At 33.1% G+C, this 25,348-nt stretch carries 21 protein-coding genes; 20 read left to right on the plus strand and 1 reads right to left on the minus strand.

The window, feature by feature from the left end:
* Window positions 1–53 precede the first annotated feature (53 nt).
* The 19 genes from efp (at window position 54) to FND99_RS01320 (ending at window position 23,206) form a co-directional block, all read left to right on the plus strand.
* Entirely contained in the window at window positions 54–620 is a 567-nt protein-coding gene (efp, locus tag FND99_RS01230; protein ID WP_132991049.1) for an elongation factor P, read from the plus strand.
* Window positions 621–756: 136 nt separating this feature from the next.
* Entirely contained in the window at window positions 757–1,686 is a 930-nt protein-coding gene (locus FND99_RS01235) for a UDP-3-O-(3-hydroxymyristoyl)glucosamine N-acyltransferase (protein WP_144336182.1), read from the plus strand.
* Between the two features lies 1 nt (window position 1,687).
* Window positions 1,688–2,050 (plus strand): nuclear transport factor 2 family protein, encoded by a 363-nt coding sequence (locus FND99_RS01240; protein WP_144336183.1) that lies wholly within the window; start codon window positions 1,688–1,690, stop codon window positions 2,048–2,050.
* Between the two features lie 84 nt (window positions 2,051–2,134).
* Window positions 2,135–3,007: a succinate--CoA ligase subunit alpha gene (gene sucD, locus FND99_RS01245; protein ID WP_012024957.1), complete on the plus strand. Its 873-nt coding sequence runs from the start codon at window positions 2,135–2,137 to the stop codon at window positions 3,005–3,007.
* Window positions 3,008–3,150: 143 nt separating this feature from the next.
* Window positions 3,151–3,579 (plus strand): hypothetical protein, encoded by a 429-nt coding sequence (locus tag FND99_RS01250; protein WP_144336184.1) that lies wholly within the window; start codon window positions 3,151–3,153, stop codon window positions 3,577–3,579.
* Between the two features lie 122 nt (window positions 3,580–3,701).
* Window positions 3,702–6,365, plus strand: coding sequence for a T9SS type A sorting domain-containing protein (locus FND99_RS01255; protein WP_162615522.1), 2,664 nt, complete (start codon window positions 3,702–3,704; stop codon window positions 6,363–6,365).
* 260 nt (window positions 6,366–6,625) lie between these two features.
* A complete protein-coding gene (locus FND99_RS01260; protein ID WP_144336186.1) occupies window positions 6,626–7,240 on the plus strand; it encodes an RNA polymerase sigma factor in 615 nt (204 codons plus the stop codon).
* Window positions 7,241–7,329: 89 nt separating this feature from the next.
* Window positions 7,330–8,442, plus strand: a complete 1,113-nt coding sequence (locus tag FND99_RS01265; protein ID WP_144336187.1) for a FecR family protein — start codon at window positions 7,330–7,332, stop codon at window positions 8,440–8,442.
* A gap of 251 nt (window positions 8,443–8,693) precedes the next feature.
* Window positions 8,694–12,401: a SusC/RagA family TonB-linked outer membrane protein gene (locus FND99_RS01270; RefSeq protein WP_144336188.1), complete on the plus strand. Its 3,708-nt coding sequence runs from the start codon at window positions 8,694–8,696 to the stop codon at window positions 12,399–12,401.
* 11 nt (window positions 12,402–12,412) lie between these two features.
* On the plus strand, window positions 12,413–13,900 hold the full coding sequence (locus FND99_RS01275) for a RagB/SusD family nutrient uptake outer membrane protein (protein WP_144336189.1): 1,488 nt from the start codon (window positions 12,413–12,415) through the stop codon (window positions 13,898–13,900).
* Between the two features lie 18 nt (window positions 13,901–13,918).
* Window positions 13,919–14,779: a zinc-binding metallopeptidase gene (locus tag FND99_RS01280; protein ID WP_144336190.1), complete on the plus strand. Its 861-nt coding sequence runs from the start codon at window positions 13,919–13,921 to the stop codon at window positions 14,777–14,779.
* Between the two features lie 12 nt (window positions 14,780–14,791).
* On the plus strand, window positions 14,792–16,135 hold the full coding sequence (locus FND99_RS01285; RefSeq protein ID WP_144336191.1) for a DUF4302 domain-containing protein: 1,344 nt from the start codon (window positions 14,792–14,794) through the stop codon (window positions 16,133–16,135).
* A 122-nt stretch (window positions 16,136–16,257) separates the two neighbouring features.
* The gene (locus FND99_RS01290; RefSeq protein WP_144336192.1) at window positions 16,258–16,533 is read left to right on the plus strand and encodes a hypothetical protein; all 276 of its coding nucleotides are present in this window, start codon (window positions 16,258–16,260) and stop codon (window positions 16,531–16,533) included.
* Window positions 16,534–16,698: 165 nt separating this feature from the next.
* Window positions 16,699–17,445: a 3-oxoacyl-[acyl-carrier-protein] reductase gene (gene fabG / locus FND99_RS01295; protein ID WP_026729795.1), complete on the plus strand. Its 747-nt coding sequence runs from the start codon at window positions 16,699–16,701 to the stop codon at window positions 17,443–17,445.
* Window positions 17,446–17,525: 80 nt separating this feature from the next.
* The gene (locus FND99_RS01300; protein WP_144336193.1) at window positions 17,526–19,553 is read left to right on the plus strand and encodes a hypothetical protein; all 2,028 of its coding nucleotides are present in this window, start codon (window positions 17,526–17,528) and stop codon (window positions 19,551–19,553) included.
* Between the two features lie 63 nt (window positions 19,554–19,616).
* A complete protein-coding gene (locus FND99_RS01305; RefSeq protein ID WP_144336194.1) occupies window positions 19,617–20,450 on the plus strand; it encodes a DUF4846 domain-containing protein in 834 nt (277 codons plus the stop codon).
* Complete coding sequence (locus tag FND99_RS01310; protein ID WP_144336195.1) at window positions 20,451–21,197, plus strand: M15 family metallopeptidase; 747 nt, start codon at window positions 20,451–20,453, stop codon at window positions 21,195–21,197.
* Window positions 21,198–21,268: 71 nt separating this feature from the next.
* Window positions 21,269–22,165 (plus strand): LysR family transcriptional regulator, encoded by an 897-nt coding sequence (locus FND99_RS01315; protein WP_144336196.1) that lies wholly within the window; start codon window positions 21,269–21,271, stop codon window positions 22,163–22,165.
* 75 nt (window positions 22,166–22,240) lie between these two features.
* The gene (locus tag FND99_RS01320; RefSeq protein ID WP_144336197.1) at window positions 22,241–23,206 is read left to right on the plus strand and encodes a YeiH family protein; all 966 of its coding nucleotides are present in this window, start codon (window positions 22,241–22,243) and stop codon (window positions 23,204–23,206) included.
* A 1-nt stretch (window position 23,207) separates the two neighbouring features.
* Here the strand turns inward: FND99_RS01320 and FND99_RS01325 are convergent, their stop codons facing one another.
* Complete coding sequence (locus FND99_RS01325; protein ID WP_246074148.1) at window positions 23,208–24,086, minus strand: hypothetical protein; 879 nt, start codon at window positions 24,084–24,086, stop codon at window positions 23,208–23,210.
* A gap of 244 nt (window positions 24,087–24,330) precedes the next feature.
* Between FND99_RS01325 and FND99_RS01330 the strand changes: the two genes are divergently transcribed.
* Window positions 24,331–25,329 carry a zinc dependent phospholipase C family protein gene (locus FND99_RS01330; protein ID WP_144336199.1) on the plus strand — a complete coding sequence of 333 codons (999 nt, stop codon included), beginning with the start codon at window positions 24,331–24,333 and terminating at the stop codon, window positions 25,327–25,329.
* Window positions 25,330–25,348: the final 19 nt, after the last annotated feature.

Here is a 25,348-nt window from a genome sequence, read left to right on the forward strand (position 1 = left end):
AAAAAACAGTTAAACGATTCAACGATTCAACAATAAAATAAAATAAAAATAAAATGGCATCTACATCAGATATTAGAAACGGATTATGTATTAAATTTAATCACGATATCTATAAAATTATTGAATTTCTTCACGTTAAGCCAGGAAAAGGTCCAGCTTTCGTAAGAACAAAATTGAAAAGCTTAACATCAGGAAAAGTATTGGATAATACTTTTTCAGCAGGACATAAAATTGACGTTATTCGTGTTGAAACACATACATTTCAGTTTTTATATCCAGAAGGTGATGAGTTTCACTTTATGAATGCTGAAACATTTGAGCAGATTTCTTTAAACAAAAACATCTTAGATGCTCCAGATTTGTTGAAAGAAGGAACAAATGTAATGGTTCAGATCAACACTGAAACTGATTTGCCTTTATCTGTAGATATGCCAGCATCTGTAATTCTTGAAGTTACTTACGCTGAGCCGGGAGTAAAAGGAAATACAGCTACAAACGCAACAAAAAATGCTACAGTAGAAACTGGTGCATCTGTAAACGTTCCTTTATTTATCAATGAAGGAGATAAAATTAAAATTGATACAGCTTCAGGTTCTTACATGGAGCGTGTAAAGGAGTAGTTTATTGATTAAGATAATTTGTCAATGAGTCAATTAGATAATTTTTGAATAGGCATATTTTTGAACATTCATTTTCTAATTGACTCATTTTCTGATTGACATGTTTTCTAATTGACAAATTTTCTAATTATAACATATGAAATTTCCAAAGATTCATTCTTTACAAGAAATTGCAAATTTGCTTAATTGCGAATTTATAGGAGATAAAGACTTTCCAGTTCAAGGCATGAACGAAATTCATGTTGTAGAGCCTGGAGATATAGTTTTTGTTGACCATCCTAAATATTATGATAAAGCTTTGCAATCTGCAGCAACTATTGTTTTAATCAACAAAAAAGTTGAATGTCCAGAAGGTAAAGCACTTTTAATTTCTGATGATCCTTTCGGAGATTTTAATACTTTAACCAAACATTTCAAACCTTTTCAATATGCAAATGTTGCTGTTGCGCCAACTGCAGAAATTGGGGAAGGTACTTTAATACAACCAAACACTTTTATTGGAAACCACGTAAAAATTGGTAAAAACTGTTTGATCCATTCCAATGTTTCAATTTACGATTATACTGTAATTGGAGATAACGTGATTATTCATGCAGGAACCATTTTAGGTGCAGACGCATTTTATTATAAAAAACGCCCAGAAGGTTTTGATCAATTAATTTCTGGCGGAAGAGTTGTTATTGAAGACAATGTTGGAATTGGTGCTCTTTGTACAATAGATAAAGGTGTTACCGGCGATACAACGATTGGCGAGGGTACAAAGTTAGATAATCAAGTACATGTTGGGCACGATACAGTAATTGGAAAAAAATGTTTAATTGCATCGCAAACTGGTATTGCAGGTTGTGTTGTTATTGAAGATGAAGTTACTTTATGGGGACAAGTAGGTACAACCAGTGGCATCACGATAGGAGCGAAGGCTGTTGTCATGGGGCAAACTGGTGTCACAAAATCGGTTGAAGGCGGAAAATCTTATTTCGGAACTCCAATCGAAGAATCAAGAGAAAAGTTGAAACAATTGGCTAATATCAAAAAGATTCCTGAAATTCTAAATAAATTGAAATAATATGTCTATTAAAGAATTTGTTCAAAAATTTTATAAGTCAGATGCCTTGATTGATAGTGAAATTCTTAAAACTTATTTGCATCCTGACATCATATTAGAGTGGAACAGCACTACAGGGCTTATCGAAATGAATTACGATTCAATGGTCGAAATGGCCAATGAATTAAGCCGTGCTTATGTGCGTTCTAAAGTCAGAATCAGTCATATTATTGCTGAAGATGACTTAGTTTCAGTACGTTATTCTCATTTTGTGAAAACGATTGAGAACCCGCGTGAAGAGATGTTATTAGCACATTTTACAACGATTTGGCAAATTAAAGACGATAAACTTTATCGAGGGTATCAAATGAGTCAATTTTCTTAATTTTTTTTGAGAATAAAAAGGTAAAATACGTTACAAAACCTTACTTTTGCATCACAATTTTAAAAACTACATAAAATATATATCATGAGTGTTTTAGTTAATAAAGATTCCAAAATAATTGTTCAAGGATTTACAGGAAGTGAAGGAACTTTCCACGCTTCTCAAATGATTGAGTACGGTACTAATGTTGTTGGTGGTGTTACTCCAGGAAAAGGAGGAACTAGCCATTTAGATCGTCCAGTTTTTAACACAGTAAAAGATGCTGTTGATCAAGCTGGAGCTGATACATCTATTATTTTTGTACCACCAGCTTTTGCTGCTGATGCAATTATGGAAGCTGCTGATGCGGGAATTAAAGTAATTATTGCTATTACAGAAGGGATTCCTGTTGCAGACATGATTAAAGCAAATAATTATGTTAAAGAAAGAAGTTCAAGATTAATTGGACCAAACTGCCCAGGTGTTATCACTCCAGGTGAAGCTAAAGTTGGTATCATGCCAGGTTTCGTTTTCAAAAAAGGAACAGTTGGTATCGTTTCTAAATCAGGAACTTTAACTTATGAAGCTGCTGACCAAGTTGTAAAACAAGGTTTAGGAATCACTACAGCTATCGGAATTGGTGGAGATCCAATCATTGGAACAACTACTAAAGAAGCTGTCGAATTATTAATGAACGATCCAGAAACTGAAGCAATTATCATGATTGGTGAAATTGGTGGTCAATTAGAAGCTGATGCTGCTAAATGGGTAAAAGCTGATGGTAACCGTAAACCAGTTATTGGTTTCATCGCTGGAGAAACTGCTCCTGCTGGTAGAACAATGGGTCACGCAGGTGCTATCGTTGGAGGTTCTGATGATACTGCTGCTGCTAAAAAACAAATCATGAGAGACAACGGAATTCACGTTGTTGATTCACCAGCTGAAATTGGTAAAAAAGTAAAAGAAGTACTTGGATAATAAAATCCAATATTCGAAATAACAAATTCCAAAAAAGTCTCAATATTTACTTGAGACTTTTTTACATTTTAAAATACTGAGGTATAAATAGAAAAAACTTAGCATCTTAGAACCTCAGTACCTTAGAGGCTAAAAAAAGAAATATGAGTAAAGATTTAAAAAAGTTCAAAGTAAGCAACAGTTTTGTTTTTACTATTGAAGATAGTTTAGAAGAAGTTTGCAATGCACCAGAAGGAAGCGCAGGAATTTTTGTGGTTTATGCTGTAGAAGGAGAAGAGAAAGAACTTATCATGGTTGGTTCAACTGGAACTGTTCAAAATGACGGAACTTTAAAAAGCAAAAATGGCGGTTTGTATGATAAAATCGTGAACGGACACCAATTTGCAAAAACAGGAAGAAAATATTCTTGGCCAGCACAAATGAAATTAGAGAATATTTCGGCTCTTGAAGTAGTTTGGTACGAAACTTTCAATGCTGATGTGAAAGCTATTCCAACTGCGGTCGAAGGACAGGTTTTGCAAAATTTCTTAGATGAAAATGCTAAATTGCCAAGATGGAATGTAGCTTTCTAAAGTTACTTTTGATATAAAATTATTCTGAAAGCCTTGCTTTAATTAGTAAGGCTTTTTTTATGAAATCTTTGGTTTTGTTTTTTGCTTTTTATATATTTAAAAACCAAAACAAAACTAACCCTATGACCAAGAACTACTTGCTGTTACTGATATCGTGTGTTTTTTCTTCTGTAAATTCTCAGATAATTAATTTTCCAGACGCTAAGTTTAAGGCAAAATTGCTGGAAGCTGATGTTGTAAATAATATTGCTAAAGGTAACTTTGGAGAAAAAATCAAGATCGATTTAAATGGCGATGGAAATATTGACCAGTCAGAAGCCGCTAATGTTATTTATTTAGATGTTAGCAAGTCTGATATTGCATCATTAGTGGGTATTAAAAGTTTTTCAAATTTACTTTCTTTAAATTGTGCTTCAAATAAAATTTCTGATTTGGATATTAGTAATATGCTTAGTCTTGGTGGTGTAAATTGCGATGAAAATCAAATTACAAACATAAATCATTCTGGAGCATCTAATTTAACGGGATTAAGTTGTATGTATAATTTGCTTACAAACCTTGATTTTTCAGATTTTTTGTACCTCGGAGAACTTCAATGCGATGGAAATCAATTTAGTACTTTAGAAATTACCGCTCCATTGCCTAGATTATATCAGTTAAGTTGTAGCTTTAATTTATTGACTAGTATAAACTTATCGGGTTTAAATCCTAATGAGTTTCATACTTTGTCTTGTTTTTTAAATACTATTACAAGTCTTGATTTAAGTAGGTTTACAAAGCTTGAAAATTTATATTGCGGTTCAAATCCATTAACAAATTTAAAAGTTACTGCATATGAAACATTGCAAAAATTTTCATACAGTGAGACTGGAATTTCAAATTTTGATGTAACAAAATTTCCAAACCTTTTAGTTTTATCGTGCAACAAAACTGAAACGACAGTATTGGATTTAACAGGATTGAAAAAATTAAAAATATTGGAATGTGGTCAAAATTATATTGAACATTTAAATTTACAGGAAACTTTAGATTTGGAGGATCTCTACTGTCCTTACAATAAATTGATTAGTCTCGATTTGTCGAAATTAACAAAATTGCAAAACCTAGAGGTTGAATCGAGTGATATAGCAGATTCGAATTTTAATGATTTAGTAAGTTTAGAAACTGCTGTGATTTGGAACACTTACATAAAAACGATTGATTTAAGCAAATCGCCTAGTTTAAAGTCACTGACTGTTTTTCGAAATCCTCTTTTAGAAACAATTAACGTAAAGAACGGAAGTTTAGAAAGTGAATTCATTATTGTAGAAAATCCAAAATTGACTAATGTATGTGCAGATGATGATGATATAACAAAAATTGAAGATGCATTTAAGGAATATGGCGTGACCAATTACAATGTTAACTCGTATTGTACTTTTGCACCGGGAGGCGAGAGTTTTTCGATACAGGGAAGCAATCGTAATGATTTGAACAACAATGGTTGCGATGCGACAGATATTCCGGCTTCGTTTTTAAAGTTTAGAATAGAGGACGTAGCAAAATCAGGGAATTTCATAAGTAATGATTTAGGTAAATATGACATAAAAGTTGCCGCTGGAAAATACAATGTTACTCCAGTTTTTGAAAACCCGAGTTACTTTTCCGTATCTCCTGCTTCAGTACAAGTGGAATTTCCGACGGTTTCTAGTCCGTATACGCAAGATTTTTGTATAAAAGCAGTAGGAGTTCATAACGATTTGGAAGTAACATTTTTGCCAATTTGGCCTGCGAGACCAGGATTTGCCGCAAAATACAGAATCATATATAAAAATAAAGGCAATACAGCCCAATCTGGAACAATTGGTTTAACATTTGATGATTCCGTTTCAGATCTAACGACTGCAAGTCCTGCGGTTTCTTCGACATCTTTAAATAAACTTATGTGGAATTTCACTAATTTGAAGCCTTTCGAAATTAGAGAAATTGTTTTGAATTTTCGTATAAATCCTCCAACAGATAGTGCAGGAGTTACTTTTGGAGATATTCTTTCTTATTCTGCTACTGCAACTTCTTCTGCAACAGATGAAACACCTCTGGATAATGTATCTGCTTTCAACCAGATTGTAGTTGGTTCATACGATCCAAATGATAAAACTTGCCTTGAAGGAAATGTAATTACGCCAACTTTGATTGGCGAATATGTCCACTATATGATTCGTTTTGAAAATACAGGAACTTATATGGCGCAGAATATTGTGGTTAAAGATTTGATTGATCTTTCAAAATTCGATATTTCAACTTTAATTCCTGTTAGTGCAAGCCATCCGTATGCGATGAAAATTTCAGATGGAAATAAGGTCGAATTTATCTTCGAAAACATAAATCTTCCTTTTGACAATGTAAATCGAAATGGATATATTTCTTTTAAAATCAAAACATTGCCAACTTTAAAACCAGGTGATACTTTTGCAAATGAAGCCAATATTTATTTTGATTATAATTATCCAATCTTGACTAATAAGGCAAGTTCGACATTTAAGGCTCTCGGGACACAAGATTTTGAGTTTTCTCAATATTTTAATATTTACCCAAATCCCGTTAAGGACGTTTTGAATATTGATTCTAAAAATGTAATCCAAAAACAGTCAATTCAAATATTTGATATTTTGGGGCAAATGATCATTTCGGTTCTAGATCCCGAAAATGCGTCAAAAATTGATGTTTCAAGACTTCAAAGTGGAACTTATATTTTAAAAGTTAAGTCAGACAAAGGAAGTTCAAGTTTCAAGTTTATAAAAAAATAGAGAACAGGTAAAAAAGGTTAAATCTTAGATTTATTTGAATAAATTATCCGAAGATAATTTTAACATTCAACTTTAAGCCTTATAAAATCTATAAAAAGGGACAGTTTTTATATTAAGAAACTGTCTCTTTTTTGTAAAATAATTGTTTTTAAAAAAATGCTTTTATATATTTATCGCACAAAATTAAAGGATAATGTTAAAAAAATACAATCCTTGTATTAAATAAATCTCACAAGGAGAGAATCTTGCCCCTAAACACCATGAAGACCCCGACTTTACTATTTAATGTTGTTGATGACAATACGCTTTGGAATAACTTGAAAGAGGGTGATGAAAAATCATTTTCAATGTTATTTGAAAGGTATTATGCCGATTTGGTTCGTTATGGAAATTCGCTTTCTCCATTTGAAGAAAAAGTCCAAGACTGCATTCAAGATGTTTTTACTGATATTTGGATTTACCGCAATACACTTCAAAACTCAGTTGTTGTAAAAGCTTATTTATTGTCTAGCGTGCGAAAGCGAATTGCAAGATTACACGAACGCGATCACATTTTTCGTAAAACTGCTAGTACAGATTCAATTGCTTTTTTGCTTGAATTTTCAGTTGATCACGAACTTTTGGAAGAAGCTGATGATGATGCCAAAGAAAAACTGATTCACTTGAATAAATTACTGAATGATTTGCCTGGAAGACAAAAGGAAGCGATATATCTTCGTTATCATCAAGGTCTTAACGTAGAACAAATTGCTGAAATGCTTAATGTAAATTACCAATCAGCAAGTAATTTGTTGCATCGAGGTTTGATGACGCTTCGTAGAGAATGGAAGGGTAGTTTTTCCTTATTACTTTTGCTATCCGCAACCAGTTTTTAAATTTATTTCAAAAAAAATAAAAAAAATCACAATTTAGTGAGTATATAATAAGAGTGCTGTCCTCTATGTTTTTGTAACCTTATTTTTAGATGCAAAAACGTAACACATATACTCAAATTGAAGACTTTTTGTCTGACGAATCATTCCAGTCTTGGGTTTTATTAAAAATCGATCAGGACGGCTGGGAAGAATGGACTTTAGAAAACCGTCATCGTGCAAAACTCGTTCAGGATGCCAGACATTTGCTGTTGGCGATGAAAGTTCCGGAATCCAATTTATCGAAATTGGATATTCAAAAAGCGCTTCAAAATACTTGGCGAAAAATTGAAGAAAAGGAAAATCAAATTCTTTTCAGCAAAAATGCCGGTACAAAGTTTTTCAAAAACTATTTTTTAACTGGTATTGCGGCCAGTTTATTCTTTTGCTTATTATCGATCTGGTATTATGAAAATCATTTTCCATCTGATAATGTTGTCACTTATAAAGAATTGATAGCTGAAAATAGTGAAGGACTTGTCGAACAAACAAATAATTCTAACAATCCTCAAATTATCACATTATCAGACGGAAGTTCTGTTTTATTACAGCCAAATAGTAAATTAAGTTACCCTAAAATCTTTACCGGGAACGAAAGAAAGGTGTATTTATCCGGCGAAGGTTTCTTTGAAATTAGTAAAAATCCTAAAAAGCCTTTTTTCGTTTACGCAAATGAGATTGTCACAAAAGTTGTTGGTACTAGCTTTAGAGTTAAAGCTTTTTCTGATCAGCCAGATGTAGAAGTTCTTGTACGCACCGGTAAAGTTAAGGTAAAGTCTAATGATTTGGTTACAAAATCAAATCAGGAGGAAGTAGTATTGCTTCCTAATCAAGCCCTTCGATTTGTTCGGAACGATTTAAAATTCAACAAAATCACAAATATTACGCAAGACAAAGAATTGCGCGAAAGTGTGGGCAATATCGAGCAGTTGAGTTTTGAATTTAGTGATATTCCAGTTTCTCAAATCTTCGAAACCATTGAGCAGGCGTATCAGGTCAAAATCGATTATCCTAAAAATAAATTGAAAGATTGTCATTTGACAACTTCACTAAGTGATCAGCCATTGCCTGAAAAACTAAAAATTGTCTGCAAAAGCATCAGTGCAGAAACCAATTTTGAGATGAATGGAAATCAGGTTATTATAACTTCTCAAGGCTGTAATTAATCAACGCTTTATAACTGTAATTATAAAGTATTTTGATTTTCAGTTTTAAAATCAGACTAAAAATAAAACTAAAAAATTAACCAAAACCAAAACAAAATATAAGCCTATGTAAAAATAATATTCATAAAAAAAGTGCCGAAATGCTGTAACATTTTCGACACTTATTAGATTGAATTCCTCTCTGTAAAGAGCAATTCAGTTCGTTTCTTAAAATACACGCGAATCAGTATTAATCAAAACAAACCAAAATTATGAAAAAACCAGTTGGTAAACAACGATTACTCCATCGAATCATGAAAATAACACTATTTCAGTTTGTCTTAGCACTTATATTTTCAAGTGTTACAATGGCAAACAGTGTAAATGGGCAGAAAAAATTAGATACTAAAGTTACAATTACAGTTGAAAATTTGACTTTAGACAACGCTTTATCTAAAATTGAAAAGTCGGCACAAGTAAAATTTTCTTATAATTCAAGATTACCTCAATTGAACCAAAAAGTGAGTATTGAGGCAAATGAGGAAACATTGGCAAGTATTCTTAACCGAATTTTGTTGCCATTCAATATAACTTTTTCAGAAGTCAGCAATCAGATTGTTTTGCAGAAAAGTGTAGCCGCAGATTCGTTTTCGGCTTCAGCAAATCATGACGCATTGCCAAATATATTTACCGCAGGCCCTATTATCAAAGGAAAAGTAACAGATGTTTCGGGAAGTCCGCTTCCAGGAGCAACAGTTATGGCAAAAGGAACTAAAATAGCTGTTTTAACCGATTTTGATGGAAATTTCTCTATTGAAATGCCAGCAAACAGTACAACATTAGTGATTTCATATGTTGGGATGGAAACTAAAGAAATCAGCGCTTCAAATACATCTCCAACAATTGTTTTGACAGAATTAGGACAAAATTTAAAAGAAGTTGTAGTAACAACAGGTTATGAAAAAACATCCAAGAGAACTTTTACAGGAGCAATCAGTAAAATTTCTGGAAGTGAATTAAAAATTGATGGTGTAGTTGACGTAAGCCGAATGATCGAAGGAAAAGCGGCCGGAGTTACAGTACAAAACGTTACCGGAACTTTTGGTACAGCTCCAAAAATTACTGTGCGTGGTTCGTCTTCAATTTTTGGAGATACAAAACCGCTTTGGGTAATTGATGGTGTTGTTCAAGAGGATATAATCAATCTAACTTTTGCCGATTTGGCTTCTGGTAATTCTGAAACTTTATTAAGTTCCTCTGTTGCAGGTTTAAATGCAAACGACATTCAAAGTATTGAAATTCTTAAAGATGCATCGGCTACGTCAATTTATGGTTCAAGATCATTAAACGGAGTTGTGGTTGTTACAACAAAACAAGGACGAAGAGATTCGCCTCTAAAAATCAGCTATTCTTTGGAACAAACTGCGAGAACTGTTCCGAATTACAGTCAGTACGACATCTTGAATTCGCAGGAATCAATGAGTATTTTTAAAGAAATGGAAGCAAAAGGATATCTTGATCTTCCATCGACAGTTAACGGAAGATATGGTGGAGCATATAATTTGTTAGGTCGTGCAATCAATACGTATGTACCTGAAACGGATAGTTATTTAGTGAATAATGATCCTGTTAGCCGAAATAATTTTTTGAGAAAATATGAAATGGCAAATACAGACTGGTTCGGAACCTTATTCAGACCTTCATTGACTCAGAATCACTCTTTAAGCTTTTCTGGCGGAGGAAAAAACAATACATTTTATGCTTCTTTGGGTTATTATACAGATCCGGGATGGACCATTGCTGATGATGTAAAGCAACTTTCATCAAACATAAAAGGGACATTTTTTATCAATGATAAATTAAATATTACGTTATCAACACTTGCTTCTATTCGTGATCAAGGCGCTCCAGGAAGTTATGAAAGTGAAAAAGATGCTGTTTTTGGAAAAGTAACTCGTGATTTTGACATCAATCCGTTTAATTATGTTTTGAATACCAGCAGAACGTTGAGACCTTACGACGAAAACGGAAATCTAGAATATTACAGAAACAACTGGGCTCCTATGAATATTATCAATGAGTTGGCAAACAACTTCATGGAGATCAATGTAAAAGATATTCGCTTTCAAATGGATTTAGATTATAAAATAAATCCGCATTTAACTTATAATTTGACGGCTTCTGCGCGTTATGCGAATACAACTCGCGAGCACAAAATTCTAGAAGGTTCGAATGTTGTCGGCGCTTATAATGCGATGGAAAATACGCTGGTAAGAGATGCAAATATCTTTTTGTACCAAGATCCAAACGACTTGACGGCACCAAAAGTTTCGGTATTGCCAAATGGTGGTTTTTTAAGAAAGTTTACCAATGATATGACTTCTTATAACATCAGAAACAGTGTGAGTTACAGAAATACATTTAATGAAAAACATGAACTAGAAGGTTTCTTTGGAACAGAGATGCGAGTAGTAGATAGAACAAGCGATAATTTTGTTGCTGCGGGTATTCAATACGACAGAGGACTTACTGCTTTTACAGATCCTAGATTATTGGAGAAAATAATCAATGCTGGAGATTCTTATTACGGTTTTAATGAAGAAAAAGAAAGAACGGTAGGTTTCTTTGGAAAAGTTGGGTACACATATGATCGTCGTTATACAGCTTCGGTTACAGGACGTTACGATGGTTCAAACAGACAAGGAGACAGCGGTTCTTCACGTTGGCTTCCAACATATACTTTTAGCGGAAAATGGAATCTTTCTGAAGAAAGTTTTATGAAAAATGTTCAGTCTGTAAACAATTTAAGTTTAAGAGGATCGTACGGTTTAACTGCGACTGCAGGGCCTGCGACGAATTCTTTGGCTATTTATAAAAGTTTCATCACAGATCGTTTAAATCTTGACGACAGACAAACGGGAATCAGAATTGATGAGTTGCAAAACGGAGATTTGACTTGGGAAAAACAATACGAAACCAATTTAGGGGTTGATCTTGGAATGTTCCGAAATCGAATTGCTTTAACTACAGATATTTACCGTAGAAAAGCATTTGATTTAGTTGATTATGTTGTGACTTCGGGAATTGGAGGACAAAGAATTAAACAAGGAAATAATGCCAACATGGAAACAAAAGGTCTTGAAGTTGGTTTTACTACAAGAAATATTGTTGCAGATAATTTCAAATGGTCAACAACACTTAATTTCTCAGTTTATAGTCAGAAAATTACAAAATTGGAAAACAAACCAACAGCATTTGATTTGATTGATGGAAACGGTGGAAACACAATTGGGCATCCAAGAAATTCATTGTATTCGTACCAATTTACAGGTTTAAATGAGCAAGGACTTCCAACGTTTATTATGCCTGAAGGCGAAAAAGACAATATTACCGGAGCTGATTTTCAAGACAATAAAGACGTTACAAAATATTTGAAATATGAAGGTTCTATTGAGCCTAATAAATCAATTGGTCTTGCGAACACTTTTACATACAAAGATTGGTCATTATACATCTTTTTTGTTGGTTCGGGTGGAAACAAAGTGCGTTTGAATCCGATTTACGACAGTACTTATGATGATTTGACGGTATTTACAAAAGATTTTACAAACCGTTGGATTAATCCTGGTGATGAGAAATATACAAATGTTCCAGTAATTGCAGATCAAAGACTTAATGCAAATTATGGAGGAGATCGTACACTTTCGAGAGCTTACAATACTTATAATTACTCTGATGTGAGAATTGCAAGCGGTGATTTTGTGAGATTGAAAAATATCTCATTAAGCTGGGAATTTCCTAAAGATTTTAAAAAGAAAATCGGCGTAAGCACCTTTACTTTAAAAGGATCTGCAGTGAATCCGTGGTTGGTTTATTCGGATAAAAAACTAAACGGACAAGATCCTGAATTTAGAAATTCAGGAGGAGTTGCCCTGCCAGTTACGTCTCAATACACCTTTACTCTAAACATTTCATTATAATATTTACAATTATGAAAAAGATAAAAATAACTTTATTTCTATTAGTACTTCTAAGTATTACTAGTTGTGATGATTTTCTTTCTGAAAAGCCAGATAATAGAACCGAAATAGATACACCTGAAAAAATCTCTGAATTATTAGTAAATGCTTATCCGCAGGATAGTTATTTTGATTTTGCAGAAACAATGACCGACAATGTTTTTGACAGCGGTTTGGCAAATACTCTGAGAAAAAACGAGCAAAATTACAATTGGGAAATTCAAAGCGAAACCGACACGGACAGTCAAGCTGCGTATTGGGATGCTTGTTATACAGCGATTGCACATGCCAATAAAGCGTTAGAAGCAATTGAAGAATTAGGGAGCCCAAAAAGTCTTAATCCGCAAAAAGGGGAGGCGTTGCTAGCTAGAGCCTACTCACATTTTATGTTGGTTTCTTTCTGGTCACAGCGCTACAATCCAGCAACAGCCGATAAAGATTTAGGAATTCCGTATGTAACAAAACCAGAAAAGGCTTTGATTACAAAATACACGCGCAACACTGTAGCCGAAGTTTTTGATTTTATTCAGAAAGATATTGAAGAAGGTTTGCCGTTGCTGACAAATGATTATTCAGAACCAAAATTCCATTTTAATAAAGATGCCGGAAAAGCGTTTGCAAGCCGTTTTTATTTAATAAAAGGAAACTGGGACAGAGTAATTGAATTATCAAATGATTTAGGTTCGCGACCTGTTGGAAGATTAAGAGATTATGCTTCTTATAAACTAAATGATTTTCAGACGCAGAATATGCGTTACGCAAGCAGCAATGAGGTTACAAACTTGTTGATTGCTTCTCCAAACTCTTACTATGCAAGAGCTTCCTATTCTGGTTCAAGCGGAAGTCGTTTTTTCTTGTCTGGAACTCGATATGACGAAATCATTGGAACTCCAACTAATATTTTCGGAAAGCAATGGCAGTATTCTATTTATTCAAGAAACAGTTTTATTACTGCTTTTGTACCAAAATTTTATGAGTATTTCAAATATACAAACGTAACGGCAAATATTGGAAATGGATTCTTAGCTGAAGTTTTATTGAGCAACGATGAGTTTTTCTTAAACAGAATTGAAGCGCATGTCATGAAAGGTCAAATTGCAGATGCAAATGCTGAATTAGAATATTTTCTTTCAACAAGAACAGTAGGTTACAACGCAACGACGGATAAGCTTACAGAAGCAAAAGTTGTAGCAAAATATCCAGTAATTGAAAATGAATTTACGCCATTTTACACACTGACGCCAGTTCAAACTTCTTACATCAAGGCTATTGCCGAAACCAGAAGAAGAGATTTTATTCACGAAGGAATGCGATATTTTGATGTTAAACGATTCAATATCGTCGTAAAACATGAAATTATGAACAAACCGACTAACACGCTTGTGAAAGACGACAAACGAAGAGCAATTCAGATTCCGCTTCACGCTTCAAGCAATGGTATTGAGTTAAATCCTAGGTAAAACTTTAATTGAAAAGATATGAAAGTATTAAAATACAATATAATAGCAGGTTTGTTTTTATCAATCACAACTCTGGTTTCCTGCGCCAGTGACGAGCCTTTGACAGAAAGCCAATTAGATTACACGCAGCCAACAAAAACGGCTTTGGATAATTGGATTACAGCAAATTATTTGGTTCCGTATAACATCAATGTACAATACAAATGGAATCAGAATACGGTTGACAATAATCGATATTTATATCCGCCATTGATTGAAAAAGTACAGCCTGCGCTTGAAATCGTTCAGAAAATCTGGTTGGAAAGCTATAAAACAATTGGAGGATATGATTTTGTAAAAAAAGTTGCTCCAAGAGAATTTGTTTTAGTTGGAGGCGTAAACTTGAATACAGTTGGAACTAAAACTCTTGGTTTAGCCGAAGGAGGACAGCGCGTTACACTTTTTGAAACCGATTATGTAGATAAAAAGAACAGAGAAAATATCAAACAGTTCCTTCATACAATCCAGCACGAATATGTGCACATTTTGAATCAAAACAAACCTTTTGATGAGAAATCTTGGGCCGCAATTACGCCTTCAGGATACACGGCAAGCTGGCATTTGTACACAGATGAAGAGTCTAGAGAAATTGGTTTCATTACCAATTATGCCCGAAGCAATATCAACGAAGATTTTGCAGAAATGGCGTCAATGATGCTGATAAATTCTAAAGCAGAATACGCAGCCATTTTAGCGTCCATTAAAAATCAAACTGCTGTTGCACAGATAAAAGCAAAGGAAGCGCTCGTTGTAAAATATTACAAAGAGGCTTACAACATGGATTTTTACGTTTTGCGCGATGAAGCCGAAAAAAATACTAACGCCGTAATAAACAACTAACAAATGAAGATTATGAAAGCAAAAAATATATTAAAATATCTGGCTCTAATACTAATTACATTACATTTTTTTGGTTGTAGCAGTACAGATGCTGAACAGAAATTTGACCAGACGCCAACTGAGCGCTTAAATGCTCAGAAAAAGGAATTAAGCGATCTTTTGCTTACTTCAGAATATGGCTGGAAAGCAGTTTATTTTACCGATAACACGCTCTTAGGTGGTTATACACATTTATTTAAATTTGCTTCCGACGGAACGGTTCAAATGGCGTCCGATTTTGACAGCGACACTAAAACCTATAAAAGTGAATATGCCGTACAAACTGGAAGCACGGTTAGTTTGACGTTTACGACTAAAAACAGAATTCATCTTTTATCAGATTCAGATAATTATCCAATTGATGTATTGCGCGGAAAAGGTTATTTAGGTGATTTTCAGTTTTTGTATTATGGACAAGAAAATGGCGAAATCATTTTTAAAACAAACAGAACCGTTCAGGAACTTCGTTTTGTGAAAGCAACCGCCGATGATTGGACAAATCTTCCAAAACATACTATAATGGAGCAAAATGTTATTGGTTCAGATGCGCGTCCGTTATTCAGATTGTTGGAAACAAATGACGGAACTACAAAACATCAATTTGATTTTAGTTTTACTGAAATTACTCGTTTTGCGGAAGCTAATTCTATTGAAGCAGGTTATTCGCAAAGCTACGATATGGGAATTGCCTACACGCCAACCGGCATTATTGTAAGCCCTGCAGTTGTGGTTAAAGATCAAAAGTTGACTTCATTTGTTTATGATGACAAAGACGGAAGTTTTACAGCAACGGGTACAAATGGAGTAAGCGCAGTTATAAAATATACCGATAAGCCATTGGTATTGACTGATGATTATAAATTGCTTCTTACAGGGAAACCTTATTCTCGATTTGGCTATTACCCAGATGATTATACCGCAGATGCGCCAACAAATTCAAAATTATTTTTGGCTGAAATAGATAAAATTAATGCTTCGTTGCCAGCAGGTCAAAGTCTAGCTTACGTGCAATTGTATGTAAATCATTCACTTGGAACATTTATCTATTACTATTTTATTGGCAGACCTGCTTTACAGCATTTTGTTGATGTTGTTGAAGATCCGGCAGGAAAAAAAATCATTTTGAAACATAAATCTTGGAACGGAAATACGACAGTTGCAACGCCGGCATTTTTAGCAAGTTTCGATAAAAACTTAATGGATCCGAACGGACTTTATGTTAAAAAGGAAAGTTTTAAATTATATTATTCAAATACCGTTTACACCTTTACAAGTTCGTCAAGCCCTTTTAGAATGACTACTTGGCAGCTTAATTAGTTTTTAGTTTTGTTTTAATTTTGGAGGAAAAGCAACTCAATATTTTTTGAGTTGCTTTTTTTCAAATCCAAGTCTTTGCAGAAATCTAACGTGAATATCAATAATTAAAATTTATAGAAATTATGATAAAAAAAATTATAACACCTGTAAACACTATTTTCTTTTTCTGGGGATTGGTATTAGTTACATTTTCAGAATCATATCCGCAGTACACCAGATATTATTTATATGCTTCTATTCTAGTAATTCTTCCAATAATGATTTTTAATTTGATAAAACAGAGGAAAGAAGATAAACAAAATCGGACAACAAACTTCGAGTCTTCAATTCTTAGAATGCTGATTTTGGCAGGATTACTCGGGATTATGTATTTTATAACGAAACAAAACTATTTGTAGATTTTTATTTTTGTTTTTATTTTTTTGGAAGAAAAGCAACTCAAAATTGGGTTGCTTTTTTTGATTAAAAATGGAGAATATCTGCCTTTTTTTGTATTCCAAATTTTATTAAACGCCCAAATAATCTATATTTGTAATTCAAAAAATAAAAACGAATACCTTAATATGAAATTACTAGAAGGAAAAGTAGCAATCATTACGGGCGCTAGCCGCGGAATTGGAAAAGGAATTGCAGAAGTTTTTGCTAAACATGGTGCAAACGTAGCATTTACATATAGTTCATCTGCTGCATCTGCAGAAGCTCTTGAGGCTGAATTGAATAGTTTGGGAGTTAAAGCAAAAGGATATCAGTCTAATGCTGCCGATTTTAATGAAGCGCAAGCTTTTGTTGATGCTGTTTTGGCTGATTTTGGAACTGTAGATATTTTGATCAACAACGCCGGAATTACAAAAGATAATTTATTGATGCGTATGTCTGAAGCCGATTTTGACCAAGTTATCGATGTTAACTTGAAATCGGTTTTCAATATGACAAAAGCAATTCAAAAAACATTTTTGAAACAACGCGCTGGTTCTATCATCAATATCAGTTCTGTTGTTGGTGTTTCTGGAAACGCTGGACAAACAAATTATGCTGCTTCTAAAGCGGGTGCAATTGGTTTTACAAAATCTGTAGCGCTAGAATTAGGTTCTCGTAATATTCGTTGCAACGCAATTGCACCAGGTTTCATCGAAACTGAAATGACTGCAAAATTACCTGAAGATGTAGTAAAAGGATGGAGAGACGGAATTCCGTTGAAACGTGGCGGAACTACTGAAGACGTTGCAAATGCTTGTCTTTTCTTAGCTTCAGATATGAGTGCATACGTTACAGGACAAGTTCTAAACGTTTGCGGTGGAATGCTTACCTAAGATGTTACTTGTTTATGGTTTGTTGTTTATCGTTCTGCAACCAAAAACTATAAACTAAAAACTATAAACCCAAATTATATATGACTACAAACTCGATTTTATTATTATTGCTTTCTTTAGTAATAGCTGGTGGTTTGTCGTATTTTCAATATTTTTTTAAAGCCAAAAACAAATCGAATCTGATTTGGTTTTTGGCTTTTTTACGTTTTATGGCCATTTTTGGATTATTGGTTTTATTGATAAACCCAGTGATTTCTAAAAGCTCACTTGAAATAACCAAAACGCCATTAGCAATTGCTGTTGATAATTCAAGTTCGATTCAAGCTTTGAAATCAGATAAAAAAGCGGTTGAATTATACCAAAAACTGATTTCAAATCCTGCGCTTAAAGAGAAATTTGAAATTCAGACGTATCAATTTGATGCTGATTTTAAATCGTCGGATAAATTTGATTTCAAAGGAAAACAAACTAATCTTGATGAAGTTGCCAAAAACTTAAAAAGCATCAACAAAAACCTGACTTTCCCAACGGTTATTATTACTGATGGAAATCAAACTACAGGAAACGATTATGTTTATCGATTTGATCCTGTCAATAAAGTTTATCCTTTGGTTGTGGGAGATACAACTACTTTTTTTGATTTAAAAATCAATCAGCTTAACGTAAACAAATACGCTTTTCATAAAAATAAATTTCCGGTCGAAGTTTTTCTGCAGTATTCTGGAAATAAGGCCGCAACTGCCGATTTTACGATCTCGCAAGGAAATTCTGTTGTAGCAAAAGAGAAAGTTTCTTTTTCTCCGTCTAAAAAAACTGCTTCTCTAAATTTGCTTTTACCAGCAGATAAAATAGGATTGCAAATTTTTAGAGCCTCAATTTCTTCAAGTGCAAAAGAGAAAAACAGCTATAATAATATCAAGAATTTTGCTGTCGAAATAATCGATCAAAAATCTACAATTGCAATAGTTTCTGCTATAAATCACCCTGATATTGCGGCTTTAAAACGTTCAATTGAAGTTAATGCGCAACGTAAAGTGATTTTGGTTAAACCAAATGATATTAGTCAGTTACAAGAGGCTTCTGTTTTGGTTTTATACCAGCCAAATGCATCCTTTAAAGCAGTTTTCGACAACAATAAAAATGCAGGAAGAAATACATTTATTATAACAGGAAACAACACCGATTTTAATTTTTTAAATCAACAACAAAACAACCTAATTTTTAAAATGAGTGGGCAAATAGAAGATTATTTATCTGAATTTCAGTCTCAGTTTAATTTGTTTGCAATTGACGATATTGGTTTTGAAAATTTTCCTCCGTTGCAAAATGCATTCGGAACTATTTCTACAAACGGAAATGTATCAGTTTTACTTTCTTCGAGAATTAGAAATGTTTCTACAAACGCACCATTATTGGCTTTCGCCGAAAATCAAGGTAAAAGAACGGCTTTTCTTTTAGGAGAAAACAGCTGGAAATGGCGTTTGCAAAGTCATGTTGACAATCAATCTTTTGAAAAATATGATGTTTTTGTAGATAAGATAATTCAGTATTTAGCAACTTCGACTTCAAAAAAATCACTAGTTGTAACACATGAAAGTTTTTATAATTCGGGAGATGAATTGGTGATCAATGCGCAGTATTTCAATAAAAATTACGAATTTGATGAAAAAGCGAGATTGACAATTTCGGTTACAAATACAGAAACGAAGCAAAATAAAAACTACGATTTACTAAAAGGAAATAATTCGTATTCTGTAAATCTGGACGGATTAACTGCTGGAAAATACAATTTCACAGTAAAAGAATTAAATTCAAATACTTCGTATTCAAGTCATTTTGAAATTTTGGATTTTGATATCGAAAAGCAATTTGTAAATCCAGACGTTTTAAAATTAAAGCAATTGGCGCTACAGACAAACGGAAAAGCATTTTTCGAAAATCAAGCCGACGACTTGATTAATACACTTCTTGAAAACAAAGAATACAAATCAATCGAGAAAAATGTAACCAACAAAACACCAATAATTGATTGGGTTTGGTTATTGATTTTAATTACTGTTTTATTGACTACTGAATGGTTTGTTAGGAAGTATAACGGATTGTTGTGATGAAATATAATTGAATTCCTTCTTGCATTTTGTAATCTAGTGGTAAATTAAAGGTCTAAAATTATGAAAGTTAAATTCTTTTTTACCGTAGCAATTTTAATGGTAATTTTTTGCTTTTTCTCATTTTCAGAGACAAATACTACCAACAAAAATAATATTTTAGAAAATACAATTCAGCAACGTTTTCAACTGCCTCAGGGATTTGTGAGAGGAGAAGAATCTAAAACTTCATTTGATTTTTTTTTGCGAAATCTTCCATTAAAACCATTGGGTTCAAAAGTTTTATATTTTGATGGAACTACAAAACCAAATCGAAATGTTTATGAAGCGGTTGTAGATTTGCCCATTGGAAAACAGGATTTGCATCAATGTGCTGATGCTGTGATGCGTTTGCGAGCAGATTATTTTTATAGTCAAAAACAGTACGACAAAATACATTTTAATTTTACGAATGGTTTTCGAGCTGATTTTAGTAAATGGGCCGCAGGTTATAGAATTGCAGTTAAAGGCAACAAAACGAGTTGGGTTAAAACTGCAAAACCATCTGACAGTTATGAAACTTATTGGAAATACTTAGAGACGGTTTTTATGTATGCAGGAACGTCTTCTTTAGAAAAAGAAATGAAACCAATTAATGTTTCAGACATAAAAATAGGTGATGTTTTTATAAAAGGCGGTTTTCCAGGTCATGCTGTTATTGTAGTTGATATGGCTATAAATCCAAAAAACAATCAAAAAATTGTGCTTTTAGCACAAAGTTATATGCCTGCACAGGAAATTCAAATATTGAAAAATCCAAATAATAGTTCGTTGAGTCCTTGGTATACTGTCGATTTTGGAACTTCTCTGAAAACACCCGAATGGACTTTTAGTTCCTCACAATTAAAACGTTTTTAAATGAAAAGATTCTTTTTTTTAGTTCTTATATTTCAAAATTCTTTTTCGCAAGAAATCCCATTGAATGTTCAAAAATTAATTAAAGCATATCCAGATCAAATTATTGGATATAAAGACAATAAGATTATTTTTAGTGATAAATCAAATTTAATTTATGATGATTTTAAAAATAAAACGAATCAAGAATTATTAGATAATCCTGATATTGAAGATCAATTTAAGTTTGTTTATTATAGAGCTAGTAAGAATGTAATTCCAAAGGAAGATCCAGGAAGAATTCGAAATGAAGCTTTTTTTAAGAAAATTTACGGCAATTCAAAATCAGAAGTTGAATCAAAATTGACTGAAATTGTTTGGTGCCCGAAATTAGTCAATCAGAAAATAAAAGTAACAACCGTAAATGGAATTGATAAAATAGTCAAAAAACTCTCGGCAGAATTAGATAATAATCCAGAATTTAAAAAATACATTACTGATATTGGGGGTACATTTAATTGGAGAAAAATTTCAGGAACAGACCGATTGAGTATGCATAGCTATGGAATGACAATAGATATTAATGTCAAAAATTCTAATTATTGGCAATGGGATTGTAACTGTAAAAATGAAGAAGCTACTCTTTCGTATAGAAATGAAATTCCGCACAAGCTAGTTTCAATTTTTGAAAAATATGGCTTTATTTGGGGAGGAAATTGGAAACATTATGACACAATGCATTTTGAGTATCGACCTGAATTGTTGTTATAGATTTTAGAATTATTTTATTGCAGAAAAAATAGTACGGAGGAAAGCGGATTAAGAATTAAAAATTTATGATTATGGATTTCAGGCTAAAAGTATTTTACACCGTTGCGCTCCGCCTTAATTTTACCAAAGCGGCAACCGAATTGTATATCACACAGCCAGCGGTTTCCAAACACATTCAGGAATTAGAAGAAACCTATAAAACCAAATTATTTGAACGAAACGGTTCTAAAATTGCGTTAACTCCCGCCGGAAATATTCTTCTGAAACATACCAAAGAAATTTTCGAAATTTATCGCGAAATTGATTTTGAAATGAGTTCGTTTATAAGCGAACGTCAAGGTTTATTGAGGTTAGGAGCAAGTACAACAATTTCACAATATATAATTTCACCTATTTTAGCACGTTTTCATCAAAAGCAGAAAGACATAAAAGTCAATTTGCTGAACGGAAATACTGAACAAATCGAAAATGCTTTAATCAATAAAGAAATTGAAATTGGAATTGTTGAAGGACAATCTAAAAATCAATCTATAAAATACATTCCGTTTTTAAAAGACGAATTAGTTTTGGTTTGCAATAACAATAATCCGTTTGTGAAGCAAAATAAAATCTCGTTAACAGACTTAAAATCAATGAAATTCATAACACGCGAACGTGGATCAGGAACACTTGAAGTTATTGAATTTGAATTAAAGAAGGCAGGAGTTAAATTTTCGGATTTGCAAATCGAAATGCAGTTAGGAAGTACTGAAAGCATAAAATCTTATTTATTAAATTCCGATTGCTTCGCGTTTATGTCCATTCACGCTGTAAACAAAGAGCTGAAAACTAAGGAATTGATTGTTTTAGACGTTGAGAATTTGACAATTGAAAGATATTTCTACATTATTACACTTTTAGGAAAATCTGATGCTTTGTCTGAGTTGTTTATTCAAAATATTTCATCTCATTATAACCTGAAGTTATAGCAGATTGTTATTTACGATTGGCTATTTCCAATTAAACAACGGAACTTTGCAGAGTAAATATCAATTTTCCTTATTTTGAAAACAAATCAGCATTCAGCATCACAATTATTCGAAATTAATCTTTATCTGCAACAAGCAATCTTTGCTGCAATTTTACTTCTATGCTTATTTTCGATAATCTCACCACCAGTTGCATTATTATTAGGAGTGTTGATTGTAAATGTTTTCGGGAATCCATTTGTTGAATTTAATGCCAAAGCCATTACATTTTTACTGCAGTTTTCGGTTGTTGGTTTAGGCTTCGGAATGAATGCTGAAAGCGCATTTTCAGCGGGAAAAGAAGGTTTTGTTTTAACTATATTTTCAATTTTCAGCACCTTGCTTTTCGGTTTTTTGCTGGGAAAGTGGCTGAAAACAGAGAAAAAAACATCCCATTTAATTTCATGCGGAACAGCAATTTGCGGTGGAAGTGCGATCGCGGCGATTTCTCCAGTAATTAAATCAAATGAAAATCAGACTTCAATTGCATTGGGCGTAATTTTTATCTTGAATTCAATCGCATTGTTTGTCTTTCCGTTTATTGGGCACCAGCTTGATCTTTCACAAAAAGATTTCGGATTATGGTGTGCGATTGCCATTCACGATACAAGTTCTGTTGTTGGTGCGGCAAATAAATACGGTGCAGAGGCTTTACAGATTGCAACAACCGTAAAATTAGCAAGAGCATTATGGATTATTCCAATTTCTTTGTTGACAGCAGTGATTTTCAAGAATAAGAATTCAAAAATCAAGATTCCTTATTTTATTGGGTTATTTATAATTGCAATGCTTTTAAACTCTTATGTTCCAAATGTTTCTGTATTTGCACCTCATATTGTTAGTTTGGCTAAAATTGGTTTAACTATAACTTTATTTTTGATTGGTGCTACTTTAAATATTAACACATTAAAAGCAGTAGGAGTAAAGCCTTTACTTCAAGGTGTTTTTCTTTGGGTTTTTATTGCAATTTTCAGTTTGTTGTCTATTATCTATTTAGGTTAAATTATTTTTTATTGGAAAATTTCACAATTGGTTTGTCAATCATTTTGTAGAATTTTCCTTTGAAAGAGTAATGTCTCTCAATCTCAAAATTAAATGACTTTTTAGTTCTTGCCATTTCAGTAAGTTCAGTAGGCAGATCAACTTCAAAATCATCTTCTGTGCCTTTGGCTTTTTTGTAAGAACCTTTGGTGACAATTTTAAAATCTCTGAAAAACTTTTTGTTGTTATCTGTAATCACAGTATAAGAACTTGACCATTCTGAACTGATACTATTGGTAAGTGAGTATTTATCAACTTCCATCAAAGGCTGATATTTTCCGTCAAATCCGGCAAGTATATAGAAATAACTATTATAAGGACCGCCTGCGCCACCATTGACATGAACAAGCGATAATGCATATTGGTCTTCTCCAATCTCAACCAATTTTGGAGTTGGACATTGTGCAAATGCTCCAAAAGCTGCAATGGCAGGCTGAAAAGAACGCATTTCCCAAGAGTTCCCATTTTTGGCAAATTTAGCCACGCCTAATAATCCACCAAAAAAACGCCCTGTTTGTAGTCCGTCTTCGTCATATACAGAGTGATTAAAGGCTATTATTTTAAATTGGTTTCCTTTAGAATCTTTATAATCAATATTGGCCAAAAGTCTTGTGGCAACACCTTCGGTATAAGGAAATAACTGATCACCTTCAGTGCTATTTACATCCAAAAAAGGAGCGGGTTTGCAAGTTTTACATTTCCAGCTTATAAAGGTATTTTTATCAACAAGATGATACAAATTACCGGGAAATAATTTTAGCATCGTTTTCACATCGTCAAATGGATCAGAAACTCTTAAAGTTCGTTTTGGGTTTAATATCGTGTCACTTATATTTTTCAATTGTACATCAGATTGCTGTGCAAAACAAAAGGTCGAAGCGAGAAAAATAAAATTCAAAAGTAAAAGGCGCATATTTGTAAGATTTAACTTGGTGTCAAACTTACAAATAAAATAACTTCCAGCATGAACTTATAGTATTTATATGCTTTAAAAACTGTAAAAAATCAAATTGGCATAAACTTAATTGGTAAATTTTTAAATTATCTTTAAATAAGGTAACTTTGCCTTCCAAATACAAAAACAAATGAAAAACTTCAAAATGAGACCAACATTAATTACTATCTCAGTATTAATCGTTGGTTTTTTCACCTTATCATGGGGAATTGTTGGCCACGAGCGCATTAATAAAGCGGCAGTAATGGCTTTACCGAAACAACTTCAAGTATTTTTTTACAATCACATTGATTTTATTACGCAGGAAGCTTCGGTTCCAGATATTCGTAAATACGCTTTAAATTATAAGGATGAAAATCCAAGGCATTATTTTGATATGGAAAACTTTGGTTCTCTTGATACGCTTCCGCAAACTTTAGAAGAGGCGAAGAAAAAATATAATGCTAAATTTTTAAACGATAACGGAATCTTGCCTTGGTATATCGAAGATATGATGGCGAAATTGACTAAAGCGTTTAAAGACAAAAACAGAGCAGAAATCTTATTTTTGGCTGCAGATTTAGGTCATTATATTGGTGATGCACACATGCCTTTGCATACATCGGCAAATCATGACGGGCAGTTAAGCGACCAAAAAGGAATTCACTCTTTGTGGGAAAGCCGTTTACCTGAATTGTTTGCAAAAAACTATAAATATAATGTGCCTGAAGCGCAGTACTATGCAGATGTTCATAAAGCGACTTGGGACATGATAAATGATACACACAGCTTAGTGAAGCCGCTATTGGATATCGACAAAAAACTACGTACATCAACTCCAGAAAATAAAGTATTTAAAGTAGATGCTGACGGAAAAGTAATGAAAAGCAAATACAATACAGCTCTTTTTACTGATGAATACGCTGCAAAATTGAACACTGATTTAAACGGAATGGTTGAGCAGCAAATGAGAAAAGCAATTGCTGCAACGGCAAGTTTCTGGTACACAGCATGGGTAAATGCAGGGAAACCAGATTTAAGTGATTTAGACTCATCTTCGGTAACACAAAGAAATTACCAATTTTTACAGGAAGATTTAAAAATGTATCAAAAAGGAGATTTATTCGGAATGAAAAATCAGAATGATTAAATTTTTGTTTCAGGTTTAA

The sequence above is a fragment of the Flavobacterium daemonense genome (genome assembly GCF_007341385.1).
In the GTDB taxonomy this organism is placed as follows: domain Bacteria; phylum Bacteroidota; class Bacteroidia; order Flavobacteriales; family Flavobacteriaceae; genus Flavobacterium; species Flavobacterium daemonense.

Coding starts and splice junctions, on each gene's coding strand:
- FND99_RS01305 (WP_144336194.1), top strand. CDS start 19,617: ATGAAAGTTAAATTCTTTTTTACCGTAGCAATTTTAATGGTAATTTTT.
- FND99_RS01270 (WP_144336188.1), top strand. CDS start 8,694: ATGAAAAAACCAGTTGGTAAACAACGATTACTCCATCGAATCATGAAA.
- FND99_RS01300 (WP_144336193.1), top strand. CDS start 17,526: ATGACTACAAACTCGATTTTATTATTATTGCTTTCTTTAGTAATAGCT.
- FND99_RS01290 (WP_144336192.1), top strand. CDS start 16,258: ATGATAAAAAAAATTATAACACCTGTAAACACTATTTTCTTTTTCTGG.
- FND99_RS01265 (WP_144336187.1), top strand. CDS start 7,330: ATGCAAAAACGTAACACATATACTCAAATTGAAGACTTTTTGTCTGAC.
- FND99_RS01275 (WP_144336189.1), top strand. CDS start 12,413: ATGAAAAAGATAAAAATAACTTTATTTCTATTAGTACTTCTAAGTATT.
- fabG (WP_026729795.1), top strand. CDS start 16,699: ATGAAATTACTAGAAGGAAAAGTAGCAATCATTACGGGCGCTAGCCGC.
- FND99_RS01310 (WP_144336195.1), top strand. CDS start 20,451: ATGAAAAGATTCTTTTTTTTAGTTCTTATATTTCAAAATTCTTTTTCG.
- FND99_RS01260 (WP_144336186.1), top strand. CDS start 6,626: ATGAAGACCCCGACTTTACTATTTAATGTTGTTGATGACAATACGCTT.
- FND99_RS01285 (WP_144336191.1), top strand. CDS start 14,792: ATGAAAGCAAAAAATATATTAAAATATCTGGCTCTAATACTAATTACA.
- sucD (WP_012024957.1), top strand. CDS start 2,135: ATGAGTGTTTTAGTTAATAAAGATTCCAAAATAATTGTTCAAGGATTT.
- FND99_RS01280 (WP_144336190.1), top strand. CDS start 13,919: ATGAAAGTATTAAAATACAATATAATAGCAGGTTTGTTTTTATCAATC.
- FND99_RS01255 (WP_162615522.1), top strand. CDS start 3,702: ATGACCAAGAACTACTTGCTGTTACTGATATCGTGTGTTTTTTCTTCT.
- FND99_RS01315 (WP_144336196.1), top strand. CDS start 21,269: ATGGATTTCAGGCTAAAAGTATTTTACACCGTTGCGCTCCGCCTTAAT.
- FND99_RS01330 (WP_144336199.1), top strand. CDS start 24,331: ATGAAAAACTTCAAAATGAGACCAACATTAATTACTATCTCAGTATTA.
- FND99_RS01250 (WP_144336184.1), top strand. CDS start 3,151: ATGAGTAAAGATTTAAAAAAGTTCAAAGTAAGCAACAGTTTTGTTTTT.
- FND99_RS01235 (WP_144336182.1), top strand. CDS start 757: ATGAAATTTCCAAAGATTCATTCTTTACAAGAAATTGCAAATTTGCTT.
- FND99_RS01240 (WP_144336183.1), top strand. CDS start 1,688: ATGTCTATTAAAGAATTTGTTCAAAAATTTTATAAGTCAGATGCCTTG.
- efp (WP_132991049.1), top strand. CDS start 54: ATGGCATCTACATCAGATATTAGAAACGGATTATGTATTAAATTTAAT.